This is a genomic window from Nostoc sp. 106C (genome assembly GCF_002154725.1).
Classification (GTDB): domain Bacteria; phylum Cyanobacteriota; class Cyanobacteriia; order Cyanobacteriales; family Nostocaceae; genus Aulosira.
The window spans coordinates 42100-68206 of sequence record NZ_MTAW01000221.1 but is presented as its reverse complement, the minus strand read 5'-3'; the positions used below and the strand labels follow the sequence as shown (position 1 = coordinate 68206).

Annotated in this window: 18 protein-coding genes; 7 read left to right on the top strand and 11 right to left on the bottom strand. The window is 41.0% G+C overall.

All coding sequences use genetic code 11. The features are described 5' to 3' along the window. Window positions 1-91: 91 nt before the first annotated feature. Window positions 92-805 carry a LuxR C-terminal-related transcriptional regulator gene (locus BV375_RS32525; protein ID WP_086768243.1) on the top strand — a complete coding sequence of 238 codons (714 nt, stop codon included), beginning with the start codon at window positions 92-94 and terminating at the stop codon, window positions 803-805. Between the two features lie 11 nt (window positions 806-816). After that, complete coding sequence (locus BV375_RS32520) at window positions 817-1449, top strand: hypothetical protein (RefSeq protein WP_086768241.1); 633 nt, start codon at window positions 817-819, stop codon at window positions 1447-1449. 86 nt (window positions 1450-1535) lie between these two features. On the opposite strand, the gene BV375_RS32515 is transcribed toward BV375_RS32520, so the two are convergent. Both BV375_RS32515 and BV375_RS32510 read right to left on the bottom strand, forming a co-directional pair. After that, on the bottom strand, window positions 1536-2015 hold the full coding sequence (locus BV375_RS32515) for a DUF4383 domain-containing protein (protein ID WP_086768239.1): 480 nt from the start codon (window positions 2013-2015) through the stop codon (window positions 1536-1538). A 430-nt stretch (window positions 2016-2445) separates the two neighbouring features. Beyond that, window positions 2446-3363, bottom strand: a complete 918-nt coding sequence (locus BV375_RS32510) for a LysR family transcriptional regulator (protein WP_086768237.1) — start codon at window positions 3361-3363, stop codon at window positions 2446-2448. Between the two features lie 130 nt (window positions 3364-3493). Here BV375_RS32510 and BV375_RS32505 point away from each other — a divergent pair, with 130 nt between their 5' ends. Beyond that, window positions 3494-4399, top strand: a complete 906-nt coding sequence (locus tag BV375_RS32505) for an NmrA/HSCARG family protein (protein ID WP_086768235.1) — start codon at window positions 3494-3496, stop codon at window positions 4397-4399. A 380-nt stretch (window positions 4400-4779) separates the two neighbouring features. Here the strand turns inward: BV375_RS32505 and BV375_RS32495 are convergent, their stop codons facing one another. The 7 genes from BV375_RS32495 to lepB form a co-directional block, all read right to left on the bottom strand. Then, the gene (locus BV375_RS32495) at window positions 4780-6519 is read right to left on the bottom strand and encodes a R3H domain-containing nucleic acid-binding protein (RefSeq protein WP_086768231.1); all 1740 of its coding nucleotides are present in this window, start codon (window positions 6517-6519) and stop codon (window positions 4780-4782) included. A 40-nt stretch (window positions 6520-6559) separates the two neighbouring features. After that, window positions 6560-7732, bottom strand: coding sequence for a circadian clock protein LdpA (locus tag BV375_RS32490; RefSeq protein WP_086768229.1), 1173 nt, complete (start codon window positions 7730-7732; stop codon window positions 6560-6562). 284 nt (window positions 7733-8016) lie between these two features. Continuing rightward, window positions 8017-9354 carry a response regulator gene (locus tag BV375_RS32485; RefSeq protein WP_086768227.1) on the bottom strand — a complete coding sequence of 446 codons (1338 nt, stop codon included), beginning with the start codon at window positions 9352-9354 and terminating at the stop codon, window positions 8017-8019. Between the two features lie 585 nt (window positions 9355-9939). Next, the gene (locus BV375_RS32480) at window positions 9940-11775 is read right to left on the bottom strand and encodes a GGDEF domain-containing response regulator (RefSeq protein WP_086768225.1); all 1836 of its coding nucleotides are present in this window, start codon (window positions 11773-11775) and stop codon (window positions 9940-9942) included. Continuing rightward, window positions 11772-15008, bottom strand: coding sequence for a hybrid sensor histidine kinase/response regulator (locus BV375_RS32475; protein ID WP_086768223.1), 3237 nt, complete (start codon window positions 15006-15008; stop codon window positions 11772-11774). The genes BV375_RS32480 and BV375_RS32475 overlap by 4 nt, the downstream gene beginning before the upstream one ends. A 558-nt stretch (window positions 15009-15566) precedes the next feature. Then, window positions 15567-16352 (bottom strand): MOSC N-terminal beta barrel domain-containing protein, encoded by a 786-nt coding sequence (locus BV375_RS32470; RefSeq protein WP_086768221.1) that lies wholly within the window; start codon window positions 16350-16352, stop codon window positions 15567-15569. Between the two features lie 166 nt (window positions 16353-16518). Next, window positions 16519-17160, bottom strand: coding sequence for a signal peptidase I (gene lepB / locus BV375_RS32465; protein ID WP_086768219.1), 642 nt, complete (start codon window positions 17158-17160; stop codon window positions 16519-16521). A 245-nt stretch (window positions 17161-17405) separates the two neighbouring features. Here lepB and BV375_RS32460 point away from each other — a divergent pair, with 245 nt between their 5' ends. Beyond that, window positions 17406-18725, top strand: coding sequence for a dihydroorotase (locus tag BV375_RS32460; protein ID WP_086768217.1), 1320 nt, complete (start codon window positions 17406-17408; stop codon window positions 18723-18725). Between the two features lie 293 nt (window positions 18726-19018). After that, window positions 19019-20200, top strand: a complete 1182-nt coding sequence (locus tag BV375_RS32455; protein WP_086768215.1) for a patatin-like phospholipase family protein — start codon at window positions 19019-19021, stop codon at window positions 20198-20200. Between the two features lie 1358 nt (window positions 20201-21558). On the opposite strand, the gene tsaE is transcribed toward BV375_RS32455, so the two are convergent. Both tsaE and yvcK read right to left on the bottom strand, forming a co-directional pair. Next, on the bottom strand, window positions 21559-22011 hold the full coding sequence (gene tsaE, locus BV375_RS32450) for a tRNA (adenosine(37)-N6)-threonylcarbamoyltransferase complex ATPase subunit type 1 TsaE (protein ID WP_086768383.1): 453 nt from the start codon (window positions 22009-22011) through the stop codon (window positions 21559-21561). A gap of 40 nt (window positions 22012-22051) precedes the next feature. Further along, complete coding sequence (gene yvcK / locus BV375_RS32445) at window positions 22052-23422, bottom strand: gluconeogenesis factor YvcK family protein (protein ID WP_086768213.1); 1371 nt, start codon at window positions 23420-23422, stop codon at window positions 22052-22054. Window positions 23423-23593: 171 nt separating this feature from the next. Here yvcK and ruvC point away from each other — a divergent pair, with 171 nt between their 5' ends. Both ruvC and BV375_RS32435 read left to right on the top strand, forming a co-directional pair. Further along, the gene (gene ruvC / locus BV375_RS32440; RefSeq protein ID WP_086768211.1) at window positions 23594-24085 is read left to right on the top strand and encodes a crossover junction endodeoxyribonuclease RuvC; all 492 of its coding nucleotides are present in this window, start codon (window positions 23594-23596) and stop codon (window positions 24083-24085) included. 460 nt (window positions 24086-24545) lie between these two features. Then, window positions 24546-26009, top strand: a complete 1464-nt coding sequence (locus BV375_RS32435; RefSeq protein WP_208099223.1) for a DUF3131 domain-containing protein — start codon at window positions 24546-24548, stop codon at window positions 26007-26009. Window positions 26010-26107 lie beyond the last annotated feature (98 nt).

Here is a 26107-nt window from a genome sequence, read left to right as displayed (position 1 = left end):
ATACTTCGCGTTTGGATTTCATCACTGCTAGAGTAAGATTGACTACTGAGCTATGCCTAGTCCTCGATCGAGTACACTTTGTTGAGTGAAAATGGCTAATTTGCAAAGTTTATTTCATGCTATAGCTTCTGCCAGTGATGAACGCAAATTACGGCTAGCTTTCATGGATGAAGTTGGAAAGTATTTTGGTGTGCAACGTTGGGGTATCTATCTTACCGATGAACAATCCCGTCTAGCTAGTGTTGATGTTCACGGTGTCCCTGATTCTTTGGTAGAGCGCTATGAGCAAGTAGGTAGAGCCGTAGATCCAGTCATGCGCTACGTCGTCAAGCGCCATGCGCCAGCCCATGAAGAATTGGTACTTCCCCCAGGCGGCTGGAAGCAATGCGAATTGTATCAACATTGTTGCGCGTACTACGACCACGAACACATCATGACAGGCCCCATTGTTGGTGGTGGTCGCCTAATTGGTACTATTAACTTTGCTCGCGTCGGTAATACACCCGCTTTTAATGTAGAGAATCTTGCTGATTTGAGCGCTTTATGTCTTCATCTGTCAGCTTGTTTAGCTATGCTCCAGCAACAACCGCAAAGATTTTACTCAACTCTAACCAATCGCTTGACCCCCCGTGAACTACAAATCGCAGAGTTGGTAGCCCAAGGTTTAACTAATGCTGAAATTGGTACAAAACTTTGGATTACAGAAAATTCAGTTAAGCAAGCCCTGAAAAGAATGTTTCGCAAGTTAGAGGTTGTCAATCGTGCCGAAATGGTAGCAAGATTGCAAGATGTTTTGAGTGCATAGAGGATACTTTAATGAACCGTCCACACATTCTGCAACCTGGTACAAGCTATACATTTAGCAAATATTTTGAATTGCCTTATGCACCAGCTGACATCCTGGCAGAATTTAATTGTACTTATGAACGCAAGCGGCTTGATTTACCAAAATCTCTAGGCGAACTGAAATGTTTAGATTTTTTGAGCCGCTATTTGCAAAGAAATTTAGCCTACGTTAACCCGATCAGTGAAATGGCAAGGAGGGAGGTATTAATTGCCCCTACCTTATTAGAAATTTGTGCCGAAACTCAAACCCAATTAAATATTGAATATCCGATTAATGTTAACGAACAGCTAAAAGGTAGCTTTGATTACTATATAAATAGTAACGTGGGAATGTTAGTAGTTGAAGCTAAACAATCTGATTTAGGTCGGGGATTTACTCAACTAGCAGTGGAATTGATTGCACTTGACCAATGGATACAATCAGAAACGCCTCTACTTTATGGTGCTGTAACCACAGGCGAAGATTGGCGGTTTGGCATATTTTACCGTCAAGAAAGACTGATTTTTCAAGACTTGAAACTCTATCGCGTTCCTGAAGAATTAGAAGAATTACTGCGAGTTTTAGTAGGGATTATTGTTGCCCCTATGTCATTATCAAACTAACTCTCTCGCGCTATCTTAGTTGAGACAGAATGTAGGGTGTGGTGAGATTCCTACACCCCTATTCAAATAGAGTAGCAGCAGGTATTTTAAGACCTTTGTGCTACACTCACACCTTCTACTTTGGCTGGTATGATAATGCCATAGTAAAGAGCTGCAATCGCAGCTAGGAAATTCACCCAAACATCATTACCAAATAGTGGCATAAAACCGAAGAAGGTTTTAGCAAATGGCAACAATCCCATGATTGCCAGCACAATATAAGCTATGGCAAAACCACGATTAAAAATGCGAGAACTACTAGCACTGAGAAAAGAAGAAATTCCCCACAAGCCTACGCCACAGCGTACTATGTTATGCAAGAAATTGGTGGGAAATAACCCAAATATATAGCCAAATCCCGCAGCATAAGCGGTAGGAGATTCATTAAGCGGGATATAAGATGTATCAGTTCCTGGTACTGATACTAAAGCTGGGATAAATCCAGCTAAACCTAACAGTAAATAGCTAATTCCAATGCCCAAAGCACAATAACGCTCTGCCATTTTTGCCGCGTTCGTGTTTTCCATCTTCTGTTTCCCCTCTAATTCCTGAAATGCCTCACAGAATTTAATCTGTTAATTGCAATATCACTGCCACCAACTTTTTGAAAGAATAAAAATTAGTTCTCTCAATTCAGTAGGTTTGCAAGATCTAACTCTTTCTATTCAACTTAGATTCTGTAAGGTTATCTCTATCGGAAGGAGGGATTAAATATTATTAGCTAGATAAATCTTACTTGTTACTTGGACCACGGTAAATCTTAATTAAATAAGTATAAATGCTGGAAATTAATTGGCGATCGCGCAAAAGCGCAAAGATGAATGAAGCTGCTTTGCTCCAGTTTTTTTGGAGTCAATCATAAACTGTCAACTAAAAGCTTGATTTAATAGATAAATCGATTAAGTGGTTTCTGCGCTGTTTTCTAACCCAAAGCCTGCCGTTCAGTGGTTGGAGCTTTCAATCTACAACATCAACTCGCTTTAATGCAGCCGTCAATTCTGTCATAAACTCAACAAAGACGCGAACTTTAGCTGAGAGATAGCGTTTTTGCGGATACAATACTGCGATTGGTAATCCAACTTGGGTCGCGTAGGATTGGAGAATTGGTTGGAGGTCTCCACGCGCGATCGCTTTCGCTGCTATAAATTTGGGAAATTGAACTATACCGGCTCCTTGAATGACCGCCTCTAAAATAACTTCTGAATTATCGAATCGCAGATAACTGTCAACAGAAAGCTCAATCAATTTTCCGTCTTGTTCAAACTTCCATTTAGGCTCTCGCCCAGTCTGTGGATAGATAAAGTTGACACAGCGATGCTGTAACAGTTCTGTGGGCGTTGTGGGTGTACTATACTGGGCGAGATACTGCGGCGAGGCACAAGTGATGTAGCGTGCAGTTGCTAGGTGGTGCATGATTAAACGGCTATCGTTACTTATTCCAATCCGCACAGTCGCATCAATACCTTCCTCAATCAGATCGATCAAGCGATCGTTAAAAGAAACATTCAGATGTAGCTTAGGATATTGTGCAGCAAATCGCAGCAGAGACGGAGCGATATGCATTTTGCCAAATACAAAGCTCAGATCGAGCCGCAATGTTCCAATCGGCATTAATTGCGATTGTTTGACTTCGAGTTCGGCTTCTTCCAAATCGTTGAGAACTTGCTGACAGCGTTGATAAAATCTATTGCCATTTTCGGTCAGTGTCAAACTGCGAGTCGTCCGCTGGAGCAAGCGCACCCCCAATTCATCTTCTAAACGCAATACGGCTCGACTCACGGCTGAAGGAGCCATTCCTAACTGTCGTGCTGCTTCCGAAAAGCTGCAATATTGAGCGGAGCGCATAAAAATTATGAGGCTTTTCAGCTTGTCCATTAGCGCCAACGCATTTTTGAATTTTTTGCATAACTGTTTTGAATTTTAACTACTTTTTCTTTTTTTCTGTACAAGTTACTGTTTAGACAAGATAAATTTCAAATTCACAAACAGTATTGAGAAAACAGATATGACACAGCAAACAACCGCAGAACGGATTATCTTAGTCACCGGAGCCACGGGAAATCAGGGCGGTGCGGTAGCGCGTCATCTTTTAAAGCATGGAAACTTCAAGGTGCGTGCCTTTGTGCGTGATCCAAACAAGCCCCCTGCCCAAGCACTCCAACAAGCGGGGGCAGAACTTGTAGTAGGAGAGTTTGGCGATCGCGCTTCCCTTGATCGTGCGCTGCAAGGTGCTTATGGTGTTTTTTCGTTGCAGACCTTCTTTCAAGGCGGATTAGAAGCCGAGATCCGAGATGGCAAGGCGGTCGCAGACGCGGCGAAAGCAGTGAGCATTGAGCATTTCGTCTACAGTTCAGTAGGGAGCGCAGAACGCAACACGGGCATAGCGCATTTCGACAGCAAGTTTCAAGTCGAAGAATACATTCGATCGCTTGATTTGCCCTACACGATAATGCGTCCGGTTTTCTTCTTTTACAATTACAACGCGATGCGTTCAATGATTGAGCAGGGAAAGCTTTTCCAACCGCTCAGTCCTGACAGAAAATTGCAGCAGATTTCCGAAGAAGATTACGGGGAAATGGTTGCCGAAGTGTTCGAGCGTCCCGCAGATTTCTTGAATCGCGAAAAGGAAGTCGCAGGTGTAGACATGACCATGACGGAAATCGCTGCCGCATTTAGCCGCGTTCTAGGCAAACCAGTCAGCTACCAACAAATTCCGTTTGAAGCGTTTGAGCAGCAAGTCGGAGAGGAAGTAACCACGATGTATCGCTGGTTTGAGAACGTTGGCTACGGAGCAAATTTAGCTCAGTTGAAGCGCGATTTTCCTGAACCGACCGACTTTGAATCCTATCTGCTCGATCGGGGCTGGGCAAAACCAGATGACAGCGTGTCCGACGTTGGGTCCAAAATGTGAACTCACAATTACAACCCAATTAGACCGGAACCTGCTAACTTTTCTAAAAGAGCAAACGATGGATTCTTGAATAAATTTGTAACTTTTACTGGTGTCGCTGGAGGAATTGGTGGCGCAATCACGCACCGCTTTCTGTCGGATGTAGCTAGCAAATGGTAGGTCTGACCCCTCAATGGCGAGCCAAACGGTTTTCTCGCATACCCGACATACCACTCGCAGGCTTGAAGCCTAAGGCTATTCTTACAAAGCCCACCTTGGTAGGTTGAATTCTTTAAGTTAAAATCTTGTTTTACTTTTCCTAAAGAGAAGTTTCTATAAAACATAGACTTTCTCCCGTTAATTCCCCTCTCCTGAAACTAGAAGAGGGGATAGGAGTGATATTACGCCGGATAAATCCTTAAGCGACGATTTGGTTCTTCACCAAAACTATGGGACTTGAGCCGATAATGTTCTACCAACTCATGCTGCATTTTGCGGACTTGAGGAGAACGGGGCAATAACTCAACTGGCTGTCCTTTGGGAATAACTATCTGTTCTACTGCCAGCCTAGCTTCTTCTAGGGCGTCCATTTCGTCATCGCTACCACTGTGTAAAAACAGTTGCAGTTCTCGGTCATCGGCTATTTCTGGGTCATCAATGTTCAGTAACCGCCGCAAGCCACGGGTAATTTGCGGTATAGTACTGGACTTGATCATGTGAATCGGCACATGACGAGCTTTGGCCATTTGCCTGAGTTTGGCATGGTTTTTGACATGCGATCGCAGTGCCAAAATTGCATCAGCACTATCGATATCTTTTGTCAATACCACTGGCAAAGATAGCACGCTGATTACCTGCTCTAGTTGGTGGCGGCTAACGCCATAGGGGTAAACGTGCAGTGGCAAATCTTCGCCATTTGGTCCCGGCTGTTTGCTGACACTAAAATCAATGGTATCTGCGTAATTAAAAGATTCATCCAGCAAGCGGTCAAATTCACTGCGTCCAGTAACTCTTTCCCGCTCTACAGAAGGGGGTGGCAAGGCTACCATTTGTCCGGATGAACGCCAGCCATTAGCTTGTCGAGATCCAGCAAAAGAATCTTCCCCACCTGCTTGATGTCCACCACCGCGACCATTGACTACTGACAGCTGGCGGGTAACTGATATCTTGCCTTGCTCGTCAACAGTTCTAGTTTGCGGGCTAGGCTGGCGTCCCCTCAGTAGAGTATCTACCGTGTCAGCCACGCTTTCGTGGACTACCCAGCGTTGCCGTTCTAACATTTCCACAGCAATCTCAAATGTAGGAGGGGCTTTGCGTTCCAAAACAGTCTTTTGACTGCCTCGGCGTCTTGCTTCGTCATCTCCTAAAGTCACCGCTTGGATACCCCCCACCAAATCAGAAAGTGTGGGGTTTTTAATCAGGTTTTCTATCTGGTTGCCATGAGCTGTACCTACTAGCTGCACACCTCGTTCCGCAATGGTGCGAGCTGCCAAGGCTTCGAGTTCTGTGCCAATTTCATCAATCACGATGACTTCTGGCATATGGTTTTCTACTGCTTCAATCATCACTTGATGCTGAAGCTCTGGATGAGCTACTTGCATCCTTCTGGCGCGACCAATAGCGGGGTGGGCAACATCACCATCCCCAGCAATTTCGTTGGAGGTATCGATAATTACTACTCGTTTATTGAGTTCATCTGCCAAAACACGGGCAATTTCCCGTAAGGCAGTAGTTTTACCGACTCCTGGCCGCCCCAGCATGAGAATCGATCTACCAGTTTCTACCAAATCGCGAATCATGCCGATGGTACCGAAAACCGCCCGACCAACCCGACAAGTCAAACCAATTATCTTACCCGTGCGGTTGCGGATGGCGCTGATCCGGTGCAAAGTTTGCTCAATTCCTGCCCGATTATCTCCGCCAAAGGTTCCGACTCGCTGAATGCAATCATCTATCTGTTCTTGAGTTACGGGCTGTTCGCTCAGATACTCAGCTTGATTTGGAAAGCGAGCCTCTGGGCGACGACCCAGATCCAAGACTACTTCAACTAAACTGTCTCGTTTAGGATGATCCTCTAGTACTTGTCGTAAGTCTTGGGGCAAAATGTCTAACAACTTTTGGAGATCGTCTGTAATCGTCATGCTTTCTATGGTGACGTTTTTAGAGATAACGAACGAGCGATTAGCGCTCCTGTTGTGACTTGAGCTGGGAAACGAGAGAATGGGCAAGCTCTACAGCCTGCCAGAGTAATATATCGTCTTCTTCCAGGCGGACAGTCGCCTTAACATTGGTATTACTCACCTCCTGATGTTCTAACTGTTCAAGAATCGGTGACAGCAGTACGCGGGCGTAGCTACCGTAGGCCACTCCAGAAATAGATGGGGAGAGGGGGGGATAAGGGGAGGGGGAGACAAGCGGAGAATTTTCTCCTTGTCTCCTTGTCTCCTTGTCTCCTTGTCTCTTACCCTTCAACAGTTCCATTGCCTTTAACTTGGCAACGGTATAGCTATTGGTGCCACCGGCTAACTGCACATATCCCGGTAACTTAGCTGCCAAAACTTTTTGTCCTAATTTCACCGCTGCTAAAGTAGTGCCGTCGCCAATATCTCCACTCATCGGACGGCCATCTGTCTGCCAAATTAAGGCTTTAGGACGCGGGTGAATAAGGTCATTCAGTGCATGAAGGTAATCAATCATCCCTTTGCCGTCGGGACAGCTAATCGCCACTACTTTTAATTTATCTACCCAAGGTGAAATTGCTTGCCATAGTCGCTGAAACTCTGCATAACGCCCTACCTGTGTATGAATTTCTACAGCATCTACTCCTGTTGACATTACTAATGGTGCGATCGCTCCCGGCGTTGACATATATGAGCTTGTATAAATTATATCATATGGACAAATTGGTATGCAACGACCACAGCCGTAGCACTTTTGTGATACCACACCTGAGTAGTTATCTTTTATACTGTTAAACACAATTGCTTGTGCTGGACAAATTTTTTCACAGGGACGAGGGCAGTCTTTGGGGCACTCAGTAGCATTAAACTCTGCTTTGCGAAAATGGGGGTCTTCTCCATCATTTAGGCTGACCATCAAAAATGGTAAGTTTCCTTTATAACCAAAGCCACGCTCCTGAGCCTCCCGATCTAGATTTCTGGCGACTTGTAGCGCTTCTTGCGCTGCGGCAATCACCGCCGGATCAGCTGCCACATCTATACAGTCAGCGCCCGCCAAAGTGTAGGCTAATGTTAAACTTCTGACCGCAGGCAGATGCTGGAAACTGGCTCCACAGATGAGCTTGAACCAGTGACCTTCTTTGAGGGATTGTAAAGGGGTAAACATATCAGTCACACTTCTATTATGCTTTTATGCGACTGAAAAATGTAGTCTCTTATAAATAAAAAGTCCCGATTTCCTCATTTTTACTTCTGAGGCATTTTACCTATTAATTGCAGGTTAGACTGTCAACCCTTGCTATAAACAGATTTGACTCTGACTTCAGTATGAAGTGTACCACTTGGTTTTGATTACGAAACATCAACAAAAGGTATCAGCAATTCAAAACTGCAATGACACAAGGTGGTTACACCCACGATCAGCGCTACTGAATTCTGTTTTAAGTGATGAGTAACAACTTAGTATTCAGGTTGTTCTATAGGAATTTCTAGCACAAACTCTGCTCCTTGTCCTGGCGATGAGGCACAAGTTATCTGTCCTTGATGCTTTTGCACCACAATCTGATAGCTAATTGATAATCCCAGTCCACTGCCTTTGCCTACAGTTTTCGTGGTAAAAAATGGATCAAACAAACGCGATCGCAACGACTCTTCTATACCAGGGCCATTATCTGCGATCGCAATCTTGACTGTATTTGCCGCTGTTACCTCTGTATGAATTTGAATTTGTGGATTTTCGGTTGATAACGAAAAGATGCGATCGTGCTCATACTCTTGGTGGTCACTTGTTTGATGATTTATCGCCAACCCATCTAATGCATCGATCGCGTTATTCAATAAATGCATAAATACTTGGTTTAATTCACTAGGATAGCAAGTAACTAAAGGCAAAATTCCGTAATCTTTAACTATAGTAATAGCAGGACGATCCACAGCTTCTCGAAGCCGATGTTGTAGCATTACCAAAGCACTATCGATACCATCATGGATATTGACTTGCTTCATCACAGCTTCGTCGTGTCTGGAGAAGTTTTGTAGTGCTATTACAATGTCTCTAATTCGATCTGCACCTCTAGACATAGCACCCATCAAAGTTTGCAGATCCTTGGTGACAAAATTTAAATCTATCTCTTTAACAATTTGCTCAATCTTAGCATTAGGTTGGGGATATTCCTGTTGATATGCAGCAATAATATTGACTAAATCTTGCACATATTGACCAGCATATTGGAGATTGCCATAGATAAAACTAATTGGGTTATTAACTTCATGGGCTATACCAGCTACTAACTGCCCTAGCGCCACCATCTTTTCGTTTTGAATTTGTTGAACTTGAGCAGCTTTCAAACTATCAAGAGCCTCTTCTAATAAAAGATTTTTTTCTTGAAGTTTTAGTTGGAACAAACGCAAATTAATTTGATTTTCGATTCGCAATATAACCTCTGCTCCATGAAACGGTTTAGTAATATAATCAGCGCCTCCAACATCAAAAGCTTTTACCTTATCTAAAACGTCATCCAAAGCACTAATAAAAATTACAGGAACTTCAGCAGTAATTTTGTCACTTTTAAGTTGTTGACATACTTGATATCCATCCATCTCTGGCATATTAATATCAAGCAAAATCACATCTGGTAAAACTATTCGACATGCAGTCAGTGCCATTTTTCCATTTAAGGCTTTGCGAACTTCATAACCTTGCGCTGTTAACATCGCTGATAAAAGACGCAAGTTATTTGGCGTATCATCGACCACCAAAATATTGCCTTTATGATTTTTTTTATTATCTAAATGCATTTTTAAATAAACTCTAAGCTAAGAATAAAAAATACAATATTAAATACAAAGTTTTGCAAATTGTTAAGATAAATCGAAGAAAATAACCGACCTATAGCAGAAAGCGTTTAAGAGGGGTTTGAATCCCTTGCGTAACCAAAACCAACAAATTAAAATTTGGTAGGGGACTTAAAACTAATTGGGCAAAGAAAAAAGTGTAGTCTCAACCAAGAATTTTTGTGATTCAGCGTAGCTATTTTCTGCCCATATCCGCCCTAAGAGTAGATAAATTATAAATTGTAAAAATAACTCTGAATACACTTTGCATTCCGAAGCTTTCAAATATTCATAAGTTTTAAAAGTAATGAAGTGTGTAACAAATAAGTATTGTCGCCAGCCTTAAATCACAAAATATTCTTCCATGCGCTGAGTCACAAAGCACGGAAAAATCTCAGGATGTAAATAAAAATTAAGCTATCATAATTACTCCAGTTGTGCTTGTGAAAAGCATAAATGAAAAATGACAAAAATTTTTCATTAGTCTTAGCCTATGCAGTACATAATCGCTACTTAATAAATTTAATTTGACCTACTGATTATAAATTATTACCATTGAGGCGCTGCCGTGAGTAAATTAAGAACTGATTGCTGTTCTATCGGTCTAGAAAATAAAAATCCTTGAGCGAATTCACAGTTTAAACTTCTCAATTGAGCTAACTGTTCTATAGTTTCGACTCCTTCAGCGATCGCCCTCATACCCATTGAGTCTGCAATCCCAATCATAGCGGGAACTAAACCTAGATCTTCTTGATTTTCTTGCATCCGTTTGACGAACGACTTATCAATTTTCAGCGCATTCAAAGGAAAACTATGCAGATAACTTAAAGAGGAATAACCTGTGCCAAAATCATCCATAATTAACTTAATTCTTCGCTCTTGTAATTGCTGAAGAATTGTTTTGACTGCATGACTATTTTCCATAATTACACTTTCTGTAATTTCCAGTTCTAAGTTTTCTGGATTTACTTTAGTTTCATAAAGAATTTCATCAATTTGTGCTATTAAATTAGGTTGAGAAAACAACCGTGCACTCAAATTGACGCTGATAGTTAAGGTCTCCGGTATTGCTGGGTCATGTTGCCATAAATGTAATTGTTGACAAGCCGACTGCAACACCCAGGTGTTAATAGCATTAATCAAACCTGTTTCTTCGGCTACAGGAATAAATTCTGCTGGTAAAATTAAACCACGAATTGGATGTTGCCAGCGCACTAGCGCTTCAAAACCGGCTATTTTACCTGTAAGTAGAGAAACAATTGGCTGATAGTAAACAAGAAATTCTTGCCGAGCTACAGCTCTTCGCAGATCGTTTTCTAGCTCTAAAAGCTGGATTGCTTCTTGATACATTATCGGATCAAAAACGTGGTACCTAGCTCTTCCTAAAGCTTTAGCACGATACATTGCTGTGTCAGCATCGCGGAGCAAATACTCTGGCCGCTCGTAGTCTCTATTGCCCCAAGAAATGCCGATACTGGCATTCATAAATACTTCATACCGAGTTAGTTTAAAGGGCAGTGATAGTTGCTGGAGAATACGTTCAGCAACCTCAATTACCATATTGATATCCGTTGGGTTTTCTAGCAAAATTCCAAATTCATCGCCGCCTAATCTTGCTATAGTATCCATCGGCATTAAAGATGTTTGTAGGCGATGAGAGATGGCTAATAGTAATTCATCTCCTACCAAATGCCCCAAAGAATCATTCACAACTTTAAAGCGATCGCAGTCTAAATAAAGTAGGGCAAATTGATAATTAAATTGTTGTTTAGCACGATTGAGGGCCTTTTCTATCCGCCTGATAAACAAAACTCTATTTGGTAAACCAGTTAGTGAATCATGCAATGCTATATCTAACAATTTACTTTGCAGTTGTTGACGAGATGTGATTTCTCCCTGGAGTTTTTGCAGAGCTTTTTCTAGTTCCCAAGTTCGCTGTTTCACTCTTTGTTCGAGTTCGACGTTGAGCTTGATAACTTCTAATTGTGCTGCTCTCAGCGCCAATTGATTTTGCACCCGTACTAATACTTCTTGCAATTCAAAAGGTTTGCTAATGTAATCTACACCCCCGACCTTAAAAGCTTTTATCTTGTCAAAAACATCATCTAAGGCGCTAATAAAAATTACTGGAATATTAGCAGTCAGATCCCAAGCCTTAAAACGCTGACAAACCTCATAGCCATCAACCTCCGGCATCATAATGTCAAGTAAAATCAAATCTGGTAATACTGTTTGACAAGCAGTCAAAGCCATTTGCCAGTTTAAAGCTTTGCGAACGTTATATCCTTCTCTGGTCAAGAGTGAGGATAAAACTCGCAGGTTATCTGCCATATCATCAATAAGCAAAATATCTTTTTTATCAGGATCTAACCGCTCGTAGTTCATTCTGCGTTTGTTCTAGTCAATTCCATAATTTTTTCAAACTGATAGTTGTTTGCTAAATCCCGAAAAAGCCGTAAAAGTTGACTTCTTTCTGGAGGAATTTGCTCAAGCAACTCTAAAATCATGTCATCGCTACAGCTAGCTGCGGCATGACGTATATTCCTTAACCACTGTAGAGGCATCTGGGACAAATGCCACATGAGTTCAGCTTCGCTAGGAAATATCTCTGTTTCTTGACTAGCTGCTGTGTTTACAGTCTCTACTGGGCTGATATATTTTACACCCAGATGTTCGCTGACTTTTTCTAGTAATACTTCTTTAGTAAATGGCTTGCGAATAAAATCGTCGCAACCTATTGACAAAATTTTCTGTCGTTCTTCTTCAAAAGCACTGGCAGTTAAGGCAATAATAATCGGAACGTGCCTAGTTTCCCTACTGGTACATACTGGGACTGTTAACTGTTGACTAGCAAGGTGCATGGAGGAGTTTGCCAATCTACGTGTTGGAAGATGATGTGGTAGGATTTCTTCTCTATACCCCATTTGTTTTTTAATCACTCTTGTAGCTTCGTAGCCGTCCATAACTGGCATACGCATATCCATAAAAATCAGGTGTGGTTGCCATTCCAGACATTGGGCGATCGCTTCTTGACCATTACTAGCTTCCTGCACAGTAAAGCCGATAGATGTCAGCATTTTAACTAACACCAGCCGACTATCTCTGATATCGTCAACGACTAAGATACGGTATTCGCCTTGATCGGGTGCTAAGCCAATGACTTGGTGTTTATATTGCTGAATCCGAATTTCGCTGGCTGAAGCCAGGCTAATTTGAATATCGAAGGTAAATTTACTTCCTTCACCCAGACTACTAGTAACAGTAATATCTCCACCCATCATTTGTACGTATTTGCGGCTAATGGTTAAGCCTAGTCCTGTTCCCTGTTGCGATTTTCTACCAGTTTCGGTTTGCCCAAAAGCTTCAAACAAAAGGTCAATTTCTTGAGGAGCAATACCAGGCCCAGTATCTTGTATTTCAAAAAAGATCCGGAGATCATCTTGCTCTCCTGCTTCCCAGCGCACCCGCAGTACCACGGTACCTTTATTAGTAAACTTGATAGCATTGCCTAAAAGATTCAGCAAAACTTGGCGCAGCTTGCTTTCATCAGTTTGCACATATCGAGGCAGATCGGGTGCATATAAAAAGACTAGTTGTAAATCTTTAGAAGCAGCACGGAGGCAAAACATCTCTTCTAAGCTTGTCAACAGGCGAATTAAGTCGAAACTGTTGACATTGAAGGTAGTTTTGCCTGCCTCGATTTTAGACATCTCCAGAATGTCATTGATTAAATTGAGGAGATGCTCACCAGCGCGATTGATAATTGCCAAATTCTCTTTATGTTCAGAAGATAAAGAATTGTCATGGCTCATAACCTGGGTAAAACCGAGAATGGCATTCAGTGGCGTACGCAATTCATGGCTCATATTGGCCAGAAATTTGCTCTTGGCACGGTTTGCCCGCTCGGCAGCTAATCTTCCTCTAGCTGCAATTTTTTGAGATTGAATCAGTTGTTTTTGGGTAGTTTGTAGTTGCTGGATAACTTTTAAGAGTTCTTGAGTACGTTTTTTTACTTGTAATTCTAAAAGGCGATTGTATTGTGTTAATAATTTGTCTGCTTGTTGAGGTTGACTAACGTCAGAAAAGTTAGGGAGCGCAGCAGCAATATTGCCCAATTCGTCATATATTGGCATTCCCAAAGTTTCCATAGGAACCATTTTTTCAGGATGGCGTTCTAGCTCTTTAACTCTGAAGCATTGCCCTGGCAAGGCTTTTAATACAGGCAGGCGATATCTGACCACAAGCTGCTTTCCACCTACGCTCGTACCGCTTATCGGTATAGATGTTACGAATTTATTCGGCTGATTCTGACTTGCAGATAAGACTTTAGTTAGGACTGAATGTTTTGCTTTTAAATCAGCAACAGGCTTTTGAAAGTGTTTTTCAATATTATTGGCTGGCTGAGCTTCTGCTGTCTGTTCCCAATTACCTGTAGCGATTTTCTTAGCTGATTTATAGAATTGCATAATTAGTTTAATTAACCAATGAGCAGTCAGAATACCAAATTGTGCAACTATTAAAAAGGCGACTAGACATAAAAAGCTAGTATTGTTGTTAGGTTGAATTTGTTTCATAAAGTCGGCTTCGGAAATCACCACCACAATCAACAAGTCAAGACCAAACTCGTCCTGCCAATTTTTTACCTTCACAAAATAACGCGTTCCTTTGGCGGTAAAGCTAATCTGTTGTTGGCCAACTAGGAACCCCAAGCTGCCAAACCGTTGGCGCAAATATTGAGTTGTGAGTTTAATCAAGGAATCTTGACTTTCTGGTGTCAGTAAATGTTTTTCCTGCCTCCGAATGACAGTGTTTGGTAGTTGGCGTGTGGAGGAAGCTACGATTAGTCCAGAACGATCTAAAATAAAGGTCCTGCCACCGTGACCGACGTTTAATTTAGCTAAAAAATGACTAATTTTTGATAAGAGCAGATTGATATTAATTACTCCCACTAGTTTGTGAGTGCGATCGTAAAGTGGGTAGCTGGAAGATAAGGATATAATTTCTGGTTTATTCTCCCATTGATAAATTTGACTGCTGACGGGCTTGCCAAGATTAACTGCATTTATATACCAAGCCTCTAAGCGGGGATCGTAATTTTTAACTTCCTTAAGATAGCTGCGATTCCCTTGTTTATCTGTAGTGTAAAGATAAAGTTTACCAATACCCTTCTTTTGAGAAACCTCTTTCATCAATAAGGTGCCGTCATTTTGACGTTCAATACCGATAAATTCACCTTTGGGGTTGGCAAATTTACTGTAGCCAATATCTAAAACCCGCATTTGTTTCCAAAGGTAGTATCCGGTTGTTTCCAAGCTAGAAAAATTGAGCAAACCTAGCTGCATCACATCCCCGTTAACTTGATTAATTTGCTGAGGAGTCGTTAAGTATTTATCGAGGTGTTGTTCGATGCGATCGCAGATTTCGCTTGTTAACTGAGTTGCCAGTTCTGTTACCGCTTTTTGTCCGTTTTGAAATGCAAGATAGCCTACAAGTCCCACCGCTCCACAAAATTGCAACACAATCGGCACAATCAAAGCAGATCTGAAGGGCATTATATTGATAGAAGCTTTCTCAACTAAGCGGTTGAGAGGTTGGACTGTCTGAAGTTTAGATAACATTGTTGTTTGATGTTGTCCCCATTGCTGCGCTAGGGGATTCCTTGCTATATAAGCTACAAGTATTATCAGGATTACTACTACTTTTTTTAGAAAAATGCCATGATGCACTTTGCCTAAGTCTGTATAAAAAATAGCAGTAATGGATTTAATATAATTGATTGGCTAACTTAGTTCCTCCCATCTTCAATCTTCAATTTGTGTGATTACAGCTTAATTTGCTGAGTTTTTTCTGGTAATGCATTAGCATATTTTCTCTGATGAAGTGCAAAATTATGTTTACACCCGTTCGTATTCGCATCTATATTGGTTGAAATTTAACCAATTAACTACAGTATGCAGTTCTAGATTGGCTGTCACAATTGACACCAGGCTCTAAAGGGATTTGGAATTGTTTACCTCTTAAGTACCAAGTCTCTAAAACTCTGGTTTTTGGCAAACAATCATACATATTCAATTACAAAACTGTGAAAATTACTAGATAATATAGACCATTAAAAAGTAAAGAAATTTTGGATATTTTTACTTTTTAATTTTCTCTTTTAAGAAAAATTAATTATATTAAGAAAATATTGCGATTTCGTCACCAATTTGTAACATTCTTTCAGATGACGAGGTAGATAACCTTGTATTGACACTCAATCTGTAAAAATGATTAAACCGGGATGAAGCTACCCAATCAGGTAAAGTTACTTGCCGCTGTTTGACAAATATTTTTTGAAAGTTGGCGTCAGCTTTTCCCGAGTCAGGATCGCGTGTTGGCACTATGCACCGCTGACAAGGCTGAATCCCAGAAAAGCAGACCTTTCCTATGCGAAAGGAGACTGTAGTATCGCTTTGTGTACTAAATAGCCGATCTTCCCAAAACGCTGGGACCCCGCCGATTTCAATATTGGCACGCATCCGTCGGCGCATTTGTTCAACACTCATATCGGGAAACCAGGAAGCCACTTCTGTCAAAGTTGCTGTACTAATTACTGTCGGTCCCAGACAGTTGCGATCGTCGGGGAAGCCAGAGAGTGAATTTTGCTGTAATGTCACAGCAAACCCAAAAAAATCACTCAAAGTTGCTTCTAACGTCTGCCGTTCCCCATCCAGATGAAAGACTTGTGGTAAGTTACTGCCTGGGATTTGCAGAGATATGGTTCTATTTAAGAGTGCAAATTTTGCTCGCAATAAATGAATTTTGACATGGCCTTTGCCATTGACAACGTCACCGCGTTCATCAAAAATGGCAAATTCACGGTCATATTCTAGTACACCACTAGGGAGAACTTTTGCGTTCTCAACTTCTACGCCATCAAACGACTTAATCGGATAGAGTAAAATTTTGGCTAAGTACGGCATTAAAAAAGATGAATTTGGGGTTAGCTAATCGAGGGATTGGGATTTTAGCCGCAAATATCAACACTAAAACCCCAATTAAGAACTTTGCTGTTACTTAATCTAATTTAGCAAGATTATTCAATTGCCCATCAAAAGCCAAGCTTCTCGATCAATAGATCATCGTTAATTATGGATATAACGGTGACTTATCGATGCCGCCAACATGATTGAGAGGCCAGAAACGCAGCACAGCACGACCAATAATATTCTGCTGCGGGACAACACCCCAGCAACGGCTGTCATAGCTACTATTACGGTTATCACCCAGGACTAAGTATGAGTGTGCGGGTATGGTCTGAGGTTTTGCTAAGAAGGGCGGCTGCTGCCCAGATGTACAAACGTCAATTAATGTGCGTTGTTGGGTGCTGAGGTACTTGTCTTCTGGGAGAGGTTTGTTGTTGATATAGACTTTGCCATTTCTGAGTTCTACTTTTTCTCCGGGTAAGCCAATTACACGTTTAATGAAGGCATCCTGGTATTGTTCTTTTTTTAGCTCATCTGTGGGCGAAAAGACCACAATGTCTCCCCGTTGCGGTTCCGAAAACTTGTACTTCAATTTATCTACAATTATCTTGTCTGCCTCCCACTGGTTTGGAGTCCCATGCAAAGTGGGTTCCATTGAGCCAGAAGGAATCCAGCGAGCTTCGGCAACAAAAGTACGAATTCCTAGGGCTAGAACTATGCTTAATATAACTGTTCTACCTAGCTCTGCAATCCAAGAATGATCAGGTTGTTGACTAGAATTATTATCAGACACTTGATTTTGCATGAAATTACTGAAGTAATGAAAAGATGCTGTGATTAACTCGCCAAGGGGAAATACATCTGTTGAGACTTAAATAGGAGAACTATGATTTTATAGTTATGTTGCCATTTTTACAGGAATATACATAGATAAAAATAAACTTTTTTCTAACCTGCGACAAAAATTGACTACTAAGAGTGCAACCAAGTTTAACCTAAAAAGATAGTTCTCTGTAATGCATAGTCCTCTACCTGAATATTGTTAACTCCATGTCATCTTCAAAAAGTTTACTGATTCGTCGCGCCCGTATAATTCTACCTAATGGTGAATTCATGGTTGGGGATGTGCTGACGCGCGATCGCCAAATAGTCGAAGTTGCACCAGAAGTCTCAACACAAACGCCTACGACAGAAATTGACGCAGCTGGGTTAACTTTGTTGCCGGGAGTAATCGATCCGCAGGTGCATTTCCGCGAACCTGGACTAGAACACAAGGAAGATTTGTTCACTGCCAGTTGTGCTTGCGCCAAAGGAGGAGTAACTTCCTTTCTAGAGATGCCCAACACGCGTCCTTTGACCACTAACCAACAAACTTTAGACGATAAGTTACAACGTGCCTCCACTAAGTGCTTAGTTAATTATGGCTTTTTTATCGGTGCAACAGCAGAGAATCTGCCAGATTTACTGACTGTTAAGCCGACACCAGGAATTAAAATTTTTATGGGGTCAATGCATGGTCAGTTATTAGTTGACCAAGAAGCGGCCCTAGAGGCGATATTTGCTCAAGGAAATCGCTTAATTGCCGTTCATGCTGAAGATCAAGCTAGAATTAACCAACGTCGCCAAAAATTTGCTAGCATACACGATCCGGCAATTCACTCCCAGATTCAAGATAATCAAGCGGCACTATTGGCAACAAAGCTGGCATTAAAGCTATCTAAAAAATACCAGCGTCGGCTGCATATTCTGCATATGTCAACCGCCGAAGAAGCGGATTTGCTGCGTCAAGATAAACCCAGTTGGGTCACCGCAGAGGTAACACCACAGCATCTATTATTAAATACCAGTGCTTATGAAAAGATTGGCACCTTAGCACAGATGAATCCACCTTTGCGATCGCCGCATGATAATCAAGTCCTGTGGCAAGCTTTGCGAGATGGTGTAATTGACTTTATCGCTACAGACCACGCACCCCATACCTTAGCAGAAAAAGCTCAAGAATATCCTAATAGTCCCTCTGGGATGCCTGGGGTGGAAACTTCTCTGGCTTTGATGTTAACCGCAGCTATAGAAGGGCAGTGTACTATTGCCCAAGTTGCGCATTGGATGTCCAAAGCTGTGGCTGTAGCTTATGGTATTCCTAACAAGGGTGCGATCGCTCCTGGTTATGATGCTGATTTAGTGCTTGTAGATTTAAATACTTACCGTCCAGTCCGGCGTGAAGAACTGTTAACTAAATCTGGTTGGAGTCCTTTTGAAGGTTGGAACCTTACTGGATGGGCTGTCACAACTATTGTCGGTGGTGAAATTGTCTATGACAAAGGCAAGTTAAATACCCAAGTCCGCGGTCAAGTTTTAACTTTCTTGTAGCCAATTCTTATTTAAAACTTACGTACTGTACAACTGTAAATCATTACACATCAAGGTTATGGTATGACTGGCAAGGTTTAGATGTGCCAGAGCCATTGCTAGATATTATTTGAGCGTATAAACTTGTCGCTTGAAGATAATTTATCATTTGCAGCCCTAAATTATTGGGTTTTCAACTGATAAATAAATTCTGGTAGCGGCAAATTTTCTGATGCTCAAATTTTTTAGCGATCATCAATTGCCTAAAGCACTATATTCAAAAATCACTATATAGAAAAATAAGGAGAATAAATATGTCTTTCAAAATCCTGAGTTTAGATGGTGGCGGTATGCGTGGTGTCATCTCAGCACGCATACTCCAAGAAGTTGAGCAACAAGTTAGAAAGCAGAAAGGTCAGAATTTAAATGAATACTTCGACCTAATTACTGGTACTTCTACTGGGTCAATTCTAGCAGCCGGCATTGCTTTAGGTAAGACGAGTGCAGAACTGATCGATCTATATATCAACGAGGGTAGGCGGATATTTCCACTTAAACAAAAAAACCGCTACCAAAAGTTTCCAAATTTTGTAAAACCCATTCTCGAAGCATTGTCACCAACCAAATATTCTCATGAAGGGCTGATTAAAGTCTTAATTGATAAGTTGGGATACACCAGAATTCAAGATATAGATAGCCCCATTATTTTGATTCTGGCTTACGATACCCTTTATCGCAACACAACATTTTTTACAAATTGTCATCCAGATCTAGGATACCGTTGGTACGATGAATGCTATTTATGGGAGTTATGTGTCGCCTCTGCATCAGCTCCTTCGTTTTTTCCACCATATAAATTAGAGCCAGTCAATCAACAGAAATTTGGTAACTGGGTGTTCCCTCATATCGATGGTGGAGTATCGGCGAATAATCCTGCTTTAGCAGCACTGAGTTTGGTGATGAGGATCAGTCAATCTTCAGATCGGCTTGTCCCTCCAGAAACAAAGCGTAAATATAAACTAGAAAATCTCCAAATGAAGGATATCGCCATCCTTTCTATTGGGACGGGACAAACTGGTGAACCATATCAATTTAATCAAGTACACAAATGGAAGCCCTTGGACTGGGCACAACATATTACTGATATCTTTATGGAACCTACATCTGAGATTAATAGCACCATTTGTCGGCAACTTATGGGTGGATATGAATCTCAACGTTATTTACGGCTTCAGTTTGATTTAAATGAGAGATTTAAGGTGCACCCAGGAGAGACATACAAGGATACTCGCATTGTATTGCGACCGGAAGAGCGAAAAAACAAGTATACAGGTAAAAAAGTCAGCGAAGAAATAGATGACGCTAGCCAAGAGGTTATTCAAGAATTGATAGACGCTACATCTGCATTTATTCATGAAGGACATACTTACTATACAAGAGATGATTTAGGTCCAAATGTCAAAGAAGCGATCGCCTCTTTTATTGCTATTAACTAGTGTATCCACTTAGAAATATATTGATATATCTAAACAACGTGTTTAACCTGAGAAAAATCTCGGTCTTTCCGAGATTTTCGCGTATTTATACGAGGCAAAACAATTAGTTTAATTGTTATTACAGTAATGATTCTATATTATTTTTATTAGCACTAAATTGTAATAAAAAACAATCAATAGATTAATCTAAAATATTAATAAACTAATATTTTATTTTCTGTATAAATATTGAATGCTTGTGTAAAAAATAAACATAAATCTACGTTAGACTGCTTAAAAAAAATTGATATATTTTCTCATTTTTCACTTATGTTCGGTATTTAAGTATATTAATCCTCTTTTAAAAAAATAAACAGAAATTATCTAGATAAAATAATTTGAATTTATTCTGTAAAAACTCTGTTCTCAAAAAATCATCTGTCTATATATGCTTAAATAACACAGTATTAAACTCTGTGTTTAGCAAAACATACTATTGCTTGTATCTGGCTATTTTTGTCAGATAGATTATTACTATTTGGCAAATGACAGCAGAGACTCTCTAACAATCATTGCAACAAAATCAAACATTCAAATTATTAAGGTAATCTCAAAATGAAAAGCATAATGCCAGCAGATTAAAAACTTTTAGGCTTATTTTGAGCCATGAGATAAATCCTTAACTAAGTTTTTTCTTGAGTGCAAGCGTTGATTACTTGTAGACACACAGTTTCTTGATATAGGGTGGCTACAAGTAATTACTTCAGCCAAAACATAGTAGATGCCAATAAGGCGTCAATTTTCTGTTGTTTACTTGTTCTATTAATTTTGAGAGAAATTAAGACAACTATGTTAATTAATTCTTCTGATGAGCGTGGTAGTGGCAGATAACACAAGCATAGATTATCCCTTGACTATTTGCCAAAATTTAATTAGATAAAGATTTCGCAGTTGTGATACCTATACTTTCTTACAAACAAAAATAGTAGTTGAGGTAGAGAACAAAATGGTTCAGTTAACCATAGTCTTCACCCATTTAAGAGTATGGCTAATTGAAATCTATTACCAGTTTAATACCAAATTTAGATGAAGATGCGCCTATAAATTGACGCTTTCAAGCTACACTACGTCTTGTTTGTAAAACAAAGTTTAGCACAGCCTGATCAAGAAACGGTATAACGCGAAATACCTCAGACTTCTTTTGTGGGATGAGTTAACCGTTTGTCTTTTACATAGCTTGTCTATTAAGACAATACTTTCTCCAAGACAATGGCAGAAGGGACAATTAACAATTATCCCTTTTGTCTAATTTACAAAAAATTACGAGATTGTAAAATGCCAAAATTCACTATCACTTAAAATAGGAGTAATAGTGGCGATTACTTCAGTAATAAATTAGTAATAGGGTAGTTGTAGGAAGTTATTTGAGCTTGGCGATCGCCTTCATTGCCATAAGTTAAATAGACAATAATATAATTATCTGGCTTGTAGGGCATTCTTTCTGCCCATTCGATTGCCACAATTCCTGGTGTCACTTCAAACCCCTCCCAGTATGTCTCTAAGTTTAAAGCAGCAACCTCTTGTGATTCTAAGCGATATAAATCCAAGTGGTAAAGAGGAATTCGTCCTTCTGTGTACTCATTAATAATCGTAAAAGTAGGACTTACAATTGATTCAGATATCTCCAAACCTTTGCCAATGCCTTGGACTAAAGTAGTTTTGCCAGCACCTAAATCACCTTCAAGCAAAATTACACAGCCAGCATTTAGGGATTGACCAAAACTGATACCCAAATTGAGGGTGGCTTCTGCATCTGCAAGCACAATCTTCATAGCTGAGTCAAGATGAGACAGTTCTCCTGCTATTTTGAATTTATCTGCCATGATGAGCTCCACTGTACCACCGGAATAACACTCTTGCTAGTTTTTGGGGATTGTGACGAACGTAACCTGTTTCATCTTCATACAAAATATTAGCTGGGACAATTCTACGCCCTAAACGAGTTACATCCTCTCGATCGAGGAAGACGGGGTGGGAATTTTGTTGAGCATAGCGAATTAGTGACTTAGCAGAGGGAGATTTTTTGTGTACCAGTACAGCATCAAATAGCCGCCTATTCCCAGTAGCCGCATCAATTGCTCTGATATGGTCGGCAACAGTATATCCTTCAGTTTCCCCAGGTTGAGTCATAATATTGCAGACATAAATGCGGAGAGCGTCTGTTTGAGCGATCGCGTCAGCAATTTCTGGTACTAATAAATTGGGAATCAAGCTAGTATAAAGGCTACCGGGTCCAATGATAATGTAATCAGCTTCTTTAATTGCCTTGAGAGCTGCGGGTAAGGCTGGGGGATTAGCAGGAATGCAACCAATTTTGACAATTCTACCACCAGCCTTGGGAATGCTAGATTCCCCTTCAATCCGGCGACCATCGGCTAATTCTGCCCAGAGACGAACATCACTGAGGGTAGCTGGTAAAACTTGCCCTCTGACTGCTAGCACTTTGGAACTAGCAGCAACAGCTCGTTCCAAATCCCCAGTAATATCACTCATTGCCGTTAAAAATAAATTGCCAAAGCTATGGCCACTTAAACCATCTCCAGCCCGAAAGCGGTATTGAAACAATTCTGTGAGTAACTTTTCTTCATCTGCTAGTGCTGCCAAACAATTGCGAATATCTCCTGGTGGTAGCACTCCAAATTCTTGGCGCAAACGCCCAGAAGATCCACCATCATCAGCTACGGTGACAATGGCACTAATATTGGCGCTGTAGGTTTTCAATCCCCGCAGCAAAGTAGAAAGACCTGTACCACCACCAATAACCACTATTTTTGGTCCTCGGTATAATCGGTGATGTGCCAACAGGACATCAATAAGTTCTTCTTCGCCTTCTGGCCTTAGTACTTTAGTAATTGAGCCTACAGTACGAGTTTGCCCCCAAAGTAGCAATAATAAGCCGCACAGCAGTACCAAAGGTCCACTGATATAGTTGGGTAAGATGTCAGTAATGAATCCCAGAAACCCCCTAAGCAGTTCTATTGCCCAAAAAATTGGGGTCAGCTTAATCCAAATAGCTAACCCCAAACTCGCCAGCAGTACACCCCCAACACTGATTAGTAACCAACGTTTGACTGATAACCCAGGGGATAACCACTTGAACCACTGGTTCACCCGATGGGAAGTGCGGCTACGCGACTGCTGTTGCAGGGCGTGGAGGGCTTGTCTGAGAAAACCGATTGACATACCTGATTCGGAGCAGTGGGACAAATAATAATTAACAGAAAATGTACACTACCTGGTTGAAACACCAAGCATAGACTTATTACAATTTTTTATTCCAATAGACTTTGAGTAACTAGCCAAAGTTGCCAGCATTCTCAGTCAAAAAAACCTTGTGTGGTAAAAGTAAATTGAATGGAAAAACGCATTTTAGGATTAGATCCAGGGCTGGCGATTTTAGGCTTCGGATTAATTACCTGCAAACAAAATCAAACTCAGACCCAAGACACAACCGTTAAGATGCTAGATTTTGGCGTCATCACTACGCCTGCGGATGCAGAAATGGGACAACGATTATGTACCCTATTTGACGATTTGCACACCCTGATGGAAGAGTTGCAACCTAACTTGGTTGCGATTGAGAAGTTATTCTTCTATCGTATGTCAAGTACTATTCTGGTTGCACAAGCTCGGGGTGTACTCATGTTGGTGTTAGCACAGCGTCGTCTCCCTTATGTGGAGTTTACTCCTGCCCAAATCAAACAAGCGTTAACGGGATATGGTAATGCCGAAAAGTACGAAGTGCAAGAGGCTGTGGCCCGGGAGTTAGATTTAGATGATATCCCCAAGCCAGATGATGCTGCGGATGCTTTGGCTGTAGCTTTAACGGCATGGTTTCAAGTTTAATTTTGTTAAATGAGAATAATTAATTGAACTAGAAAATAGTTAACTGAACTGAAGAATAATTAAGTGAACTGAGAAGTCAGCGTTCATTATATCTATCTTTTGTATATAGTTAGGGCGATCGCCCCAAGCGTTCAACTTTGCTTGAAGGTTAATTTGTCAGCTACAGGGATAGCCTTACTGTTACACCCAGCACGACTAACAGTAGAGATGCAAGTCATGCGATCTCCCCTTTGAGTAACTGAAAAACTCGATGTTCTGCTAACCATCTGTGTGCAATAATGGCACGTTTAAAGTCCTCTTGAGTTGGACGCGATCGCAACTGCGGCGAATAGGCTTTTGTCTTGGGGTAGTTACAGTAGAAGTTTTAGCTGTTAATCTGTATTAATTTCTCTAAGAACCTAAGAAAAATTTCTTATCTTAGCAAAACAGTAATAATTAACACGTAAAGGTTATTCACAGAATGACATCTGATTTTAACCCTCCGCCTAAAAGCTTATCTATATTAGCTTCCGTAGGAGGGGTAGTTACAGCTATAATCGCTATCGCTGGTCTCAATTATTGGTCTAAGCAGCTTTATAGTACTGGTACTGTGCTAAAAACGGAAATCTCAACATCTCACTCTGATACACCTGGCAATGCGGTACAGGCAATTGCCACACTTGACGCCCAATCGTTGGTTTTACCTGGTACGCCTATTACTCCTAGTCAGGCGATAATCAGTAAAACTCCTTATATCGCTCCTGGAGTAGGAACATTAACTCCAGAAGAAACTGCGATCGCTCATCAGGCTTGGTTATACTTCCGGCGTAACTGGAACGACAGCACAGGTTTGGTGAACTCGGTTGATGGATTTACTTCTGTGACAATGTGGGATCAAGCAGCTGCGATCGCTGCTTTGGTCAGTGCTAGAGAACTCAATATTGTATCTGCATCTGAATTTGAAGCCAAAATGGGCAAAATGTTGCAGACTCTAGCATCTATGCCTTTGTACAAAAGGGAACTACCCAACAAAGTCTATAATTCTCAAACTCTAGTACCCTTAAATTACGGTCAACTAGAGAAAAAAGAAGAAATTGGCTGGTCAGCTATTGATTTGGGACGGATGGCAATCTGGCTCAAGATTGTTGGGGCAAAATATCCGCAGTTCCAATCCAAAATAGAAGCTGTCTGGCAGCATTGGCAAGTTCAACGTCTCACAAAAAACGGACAAATGTATGGTACTGCTGTCATCAACGGCAAAGAACAGTATAACCAAGAAGGACGTTTAGGCTATGAGAATTATGCCGCTTATGGTCTAAAAATTTGGGGATTGAATGTCAAGCAAGCATTAAATTATCAGTCCCATGTTGCCTTTGCTAATCTCTACGGCAAGGGTGTCCCTTACGACCAACGAAACTACGAAAATTCAGGAGCTAATAACTACGTTCTCAGCGAACCTTATATTCTCGATGGTATTGAAACCGGATTTCAAGCTTTACCTAAAGCTTATGCAGACCGAATATTAGCGGCTCAAGAAGCTCGTTATCTAACAACAAAACAGTTAACAGCCGTTACAGAAGACAACTTAGATCGTCCTCCCTACTTTGTTTACAGCAGCTTGTTGGTCAACGGCGAAGCTTGGGCAACTATTACAGACACTCAAAAAAAATACAATAATTTGCGGTTCCTCAGTGCCAAAGCAGCTATCGGTTGGCATGTACTTTATAACACTGCTTACACTCGTCAGTTATTTAATTTTGTCCACACAAATCTCAAGTCTGATAAGGGATGGTATAACGGATTTTACGAGTCTTTGAAGCAGCCGAATCAAGCCTTGACTGCTAATAATAACGGTGTAATTCTTGAGAGTCTGCTTTATAAACAGGTTGGACAACCCCTTACTGTTTGGGCTGGTGTAAAATCAGCCACTTCTTCTGCCAAATAGTCTCCTTAATTTAGCAGACAGAAGGCAATTATAATGAAAAAATTTCATCGCCTGAAAATGAGCATTGAGGCATCTACATTGACATGGGTCGAAGTAGC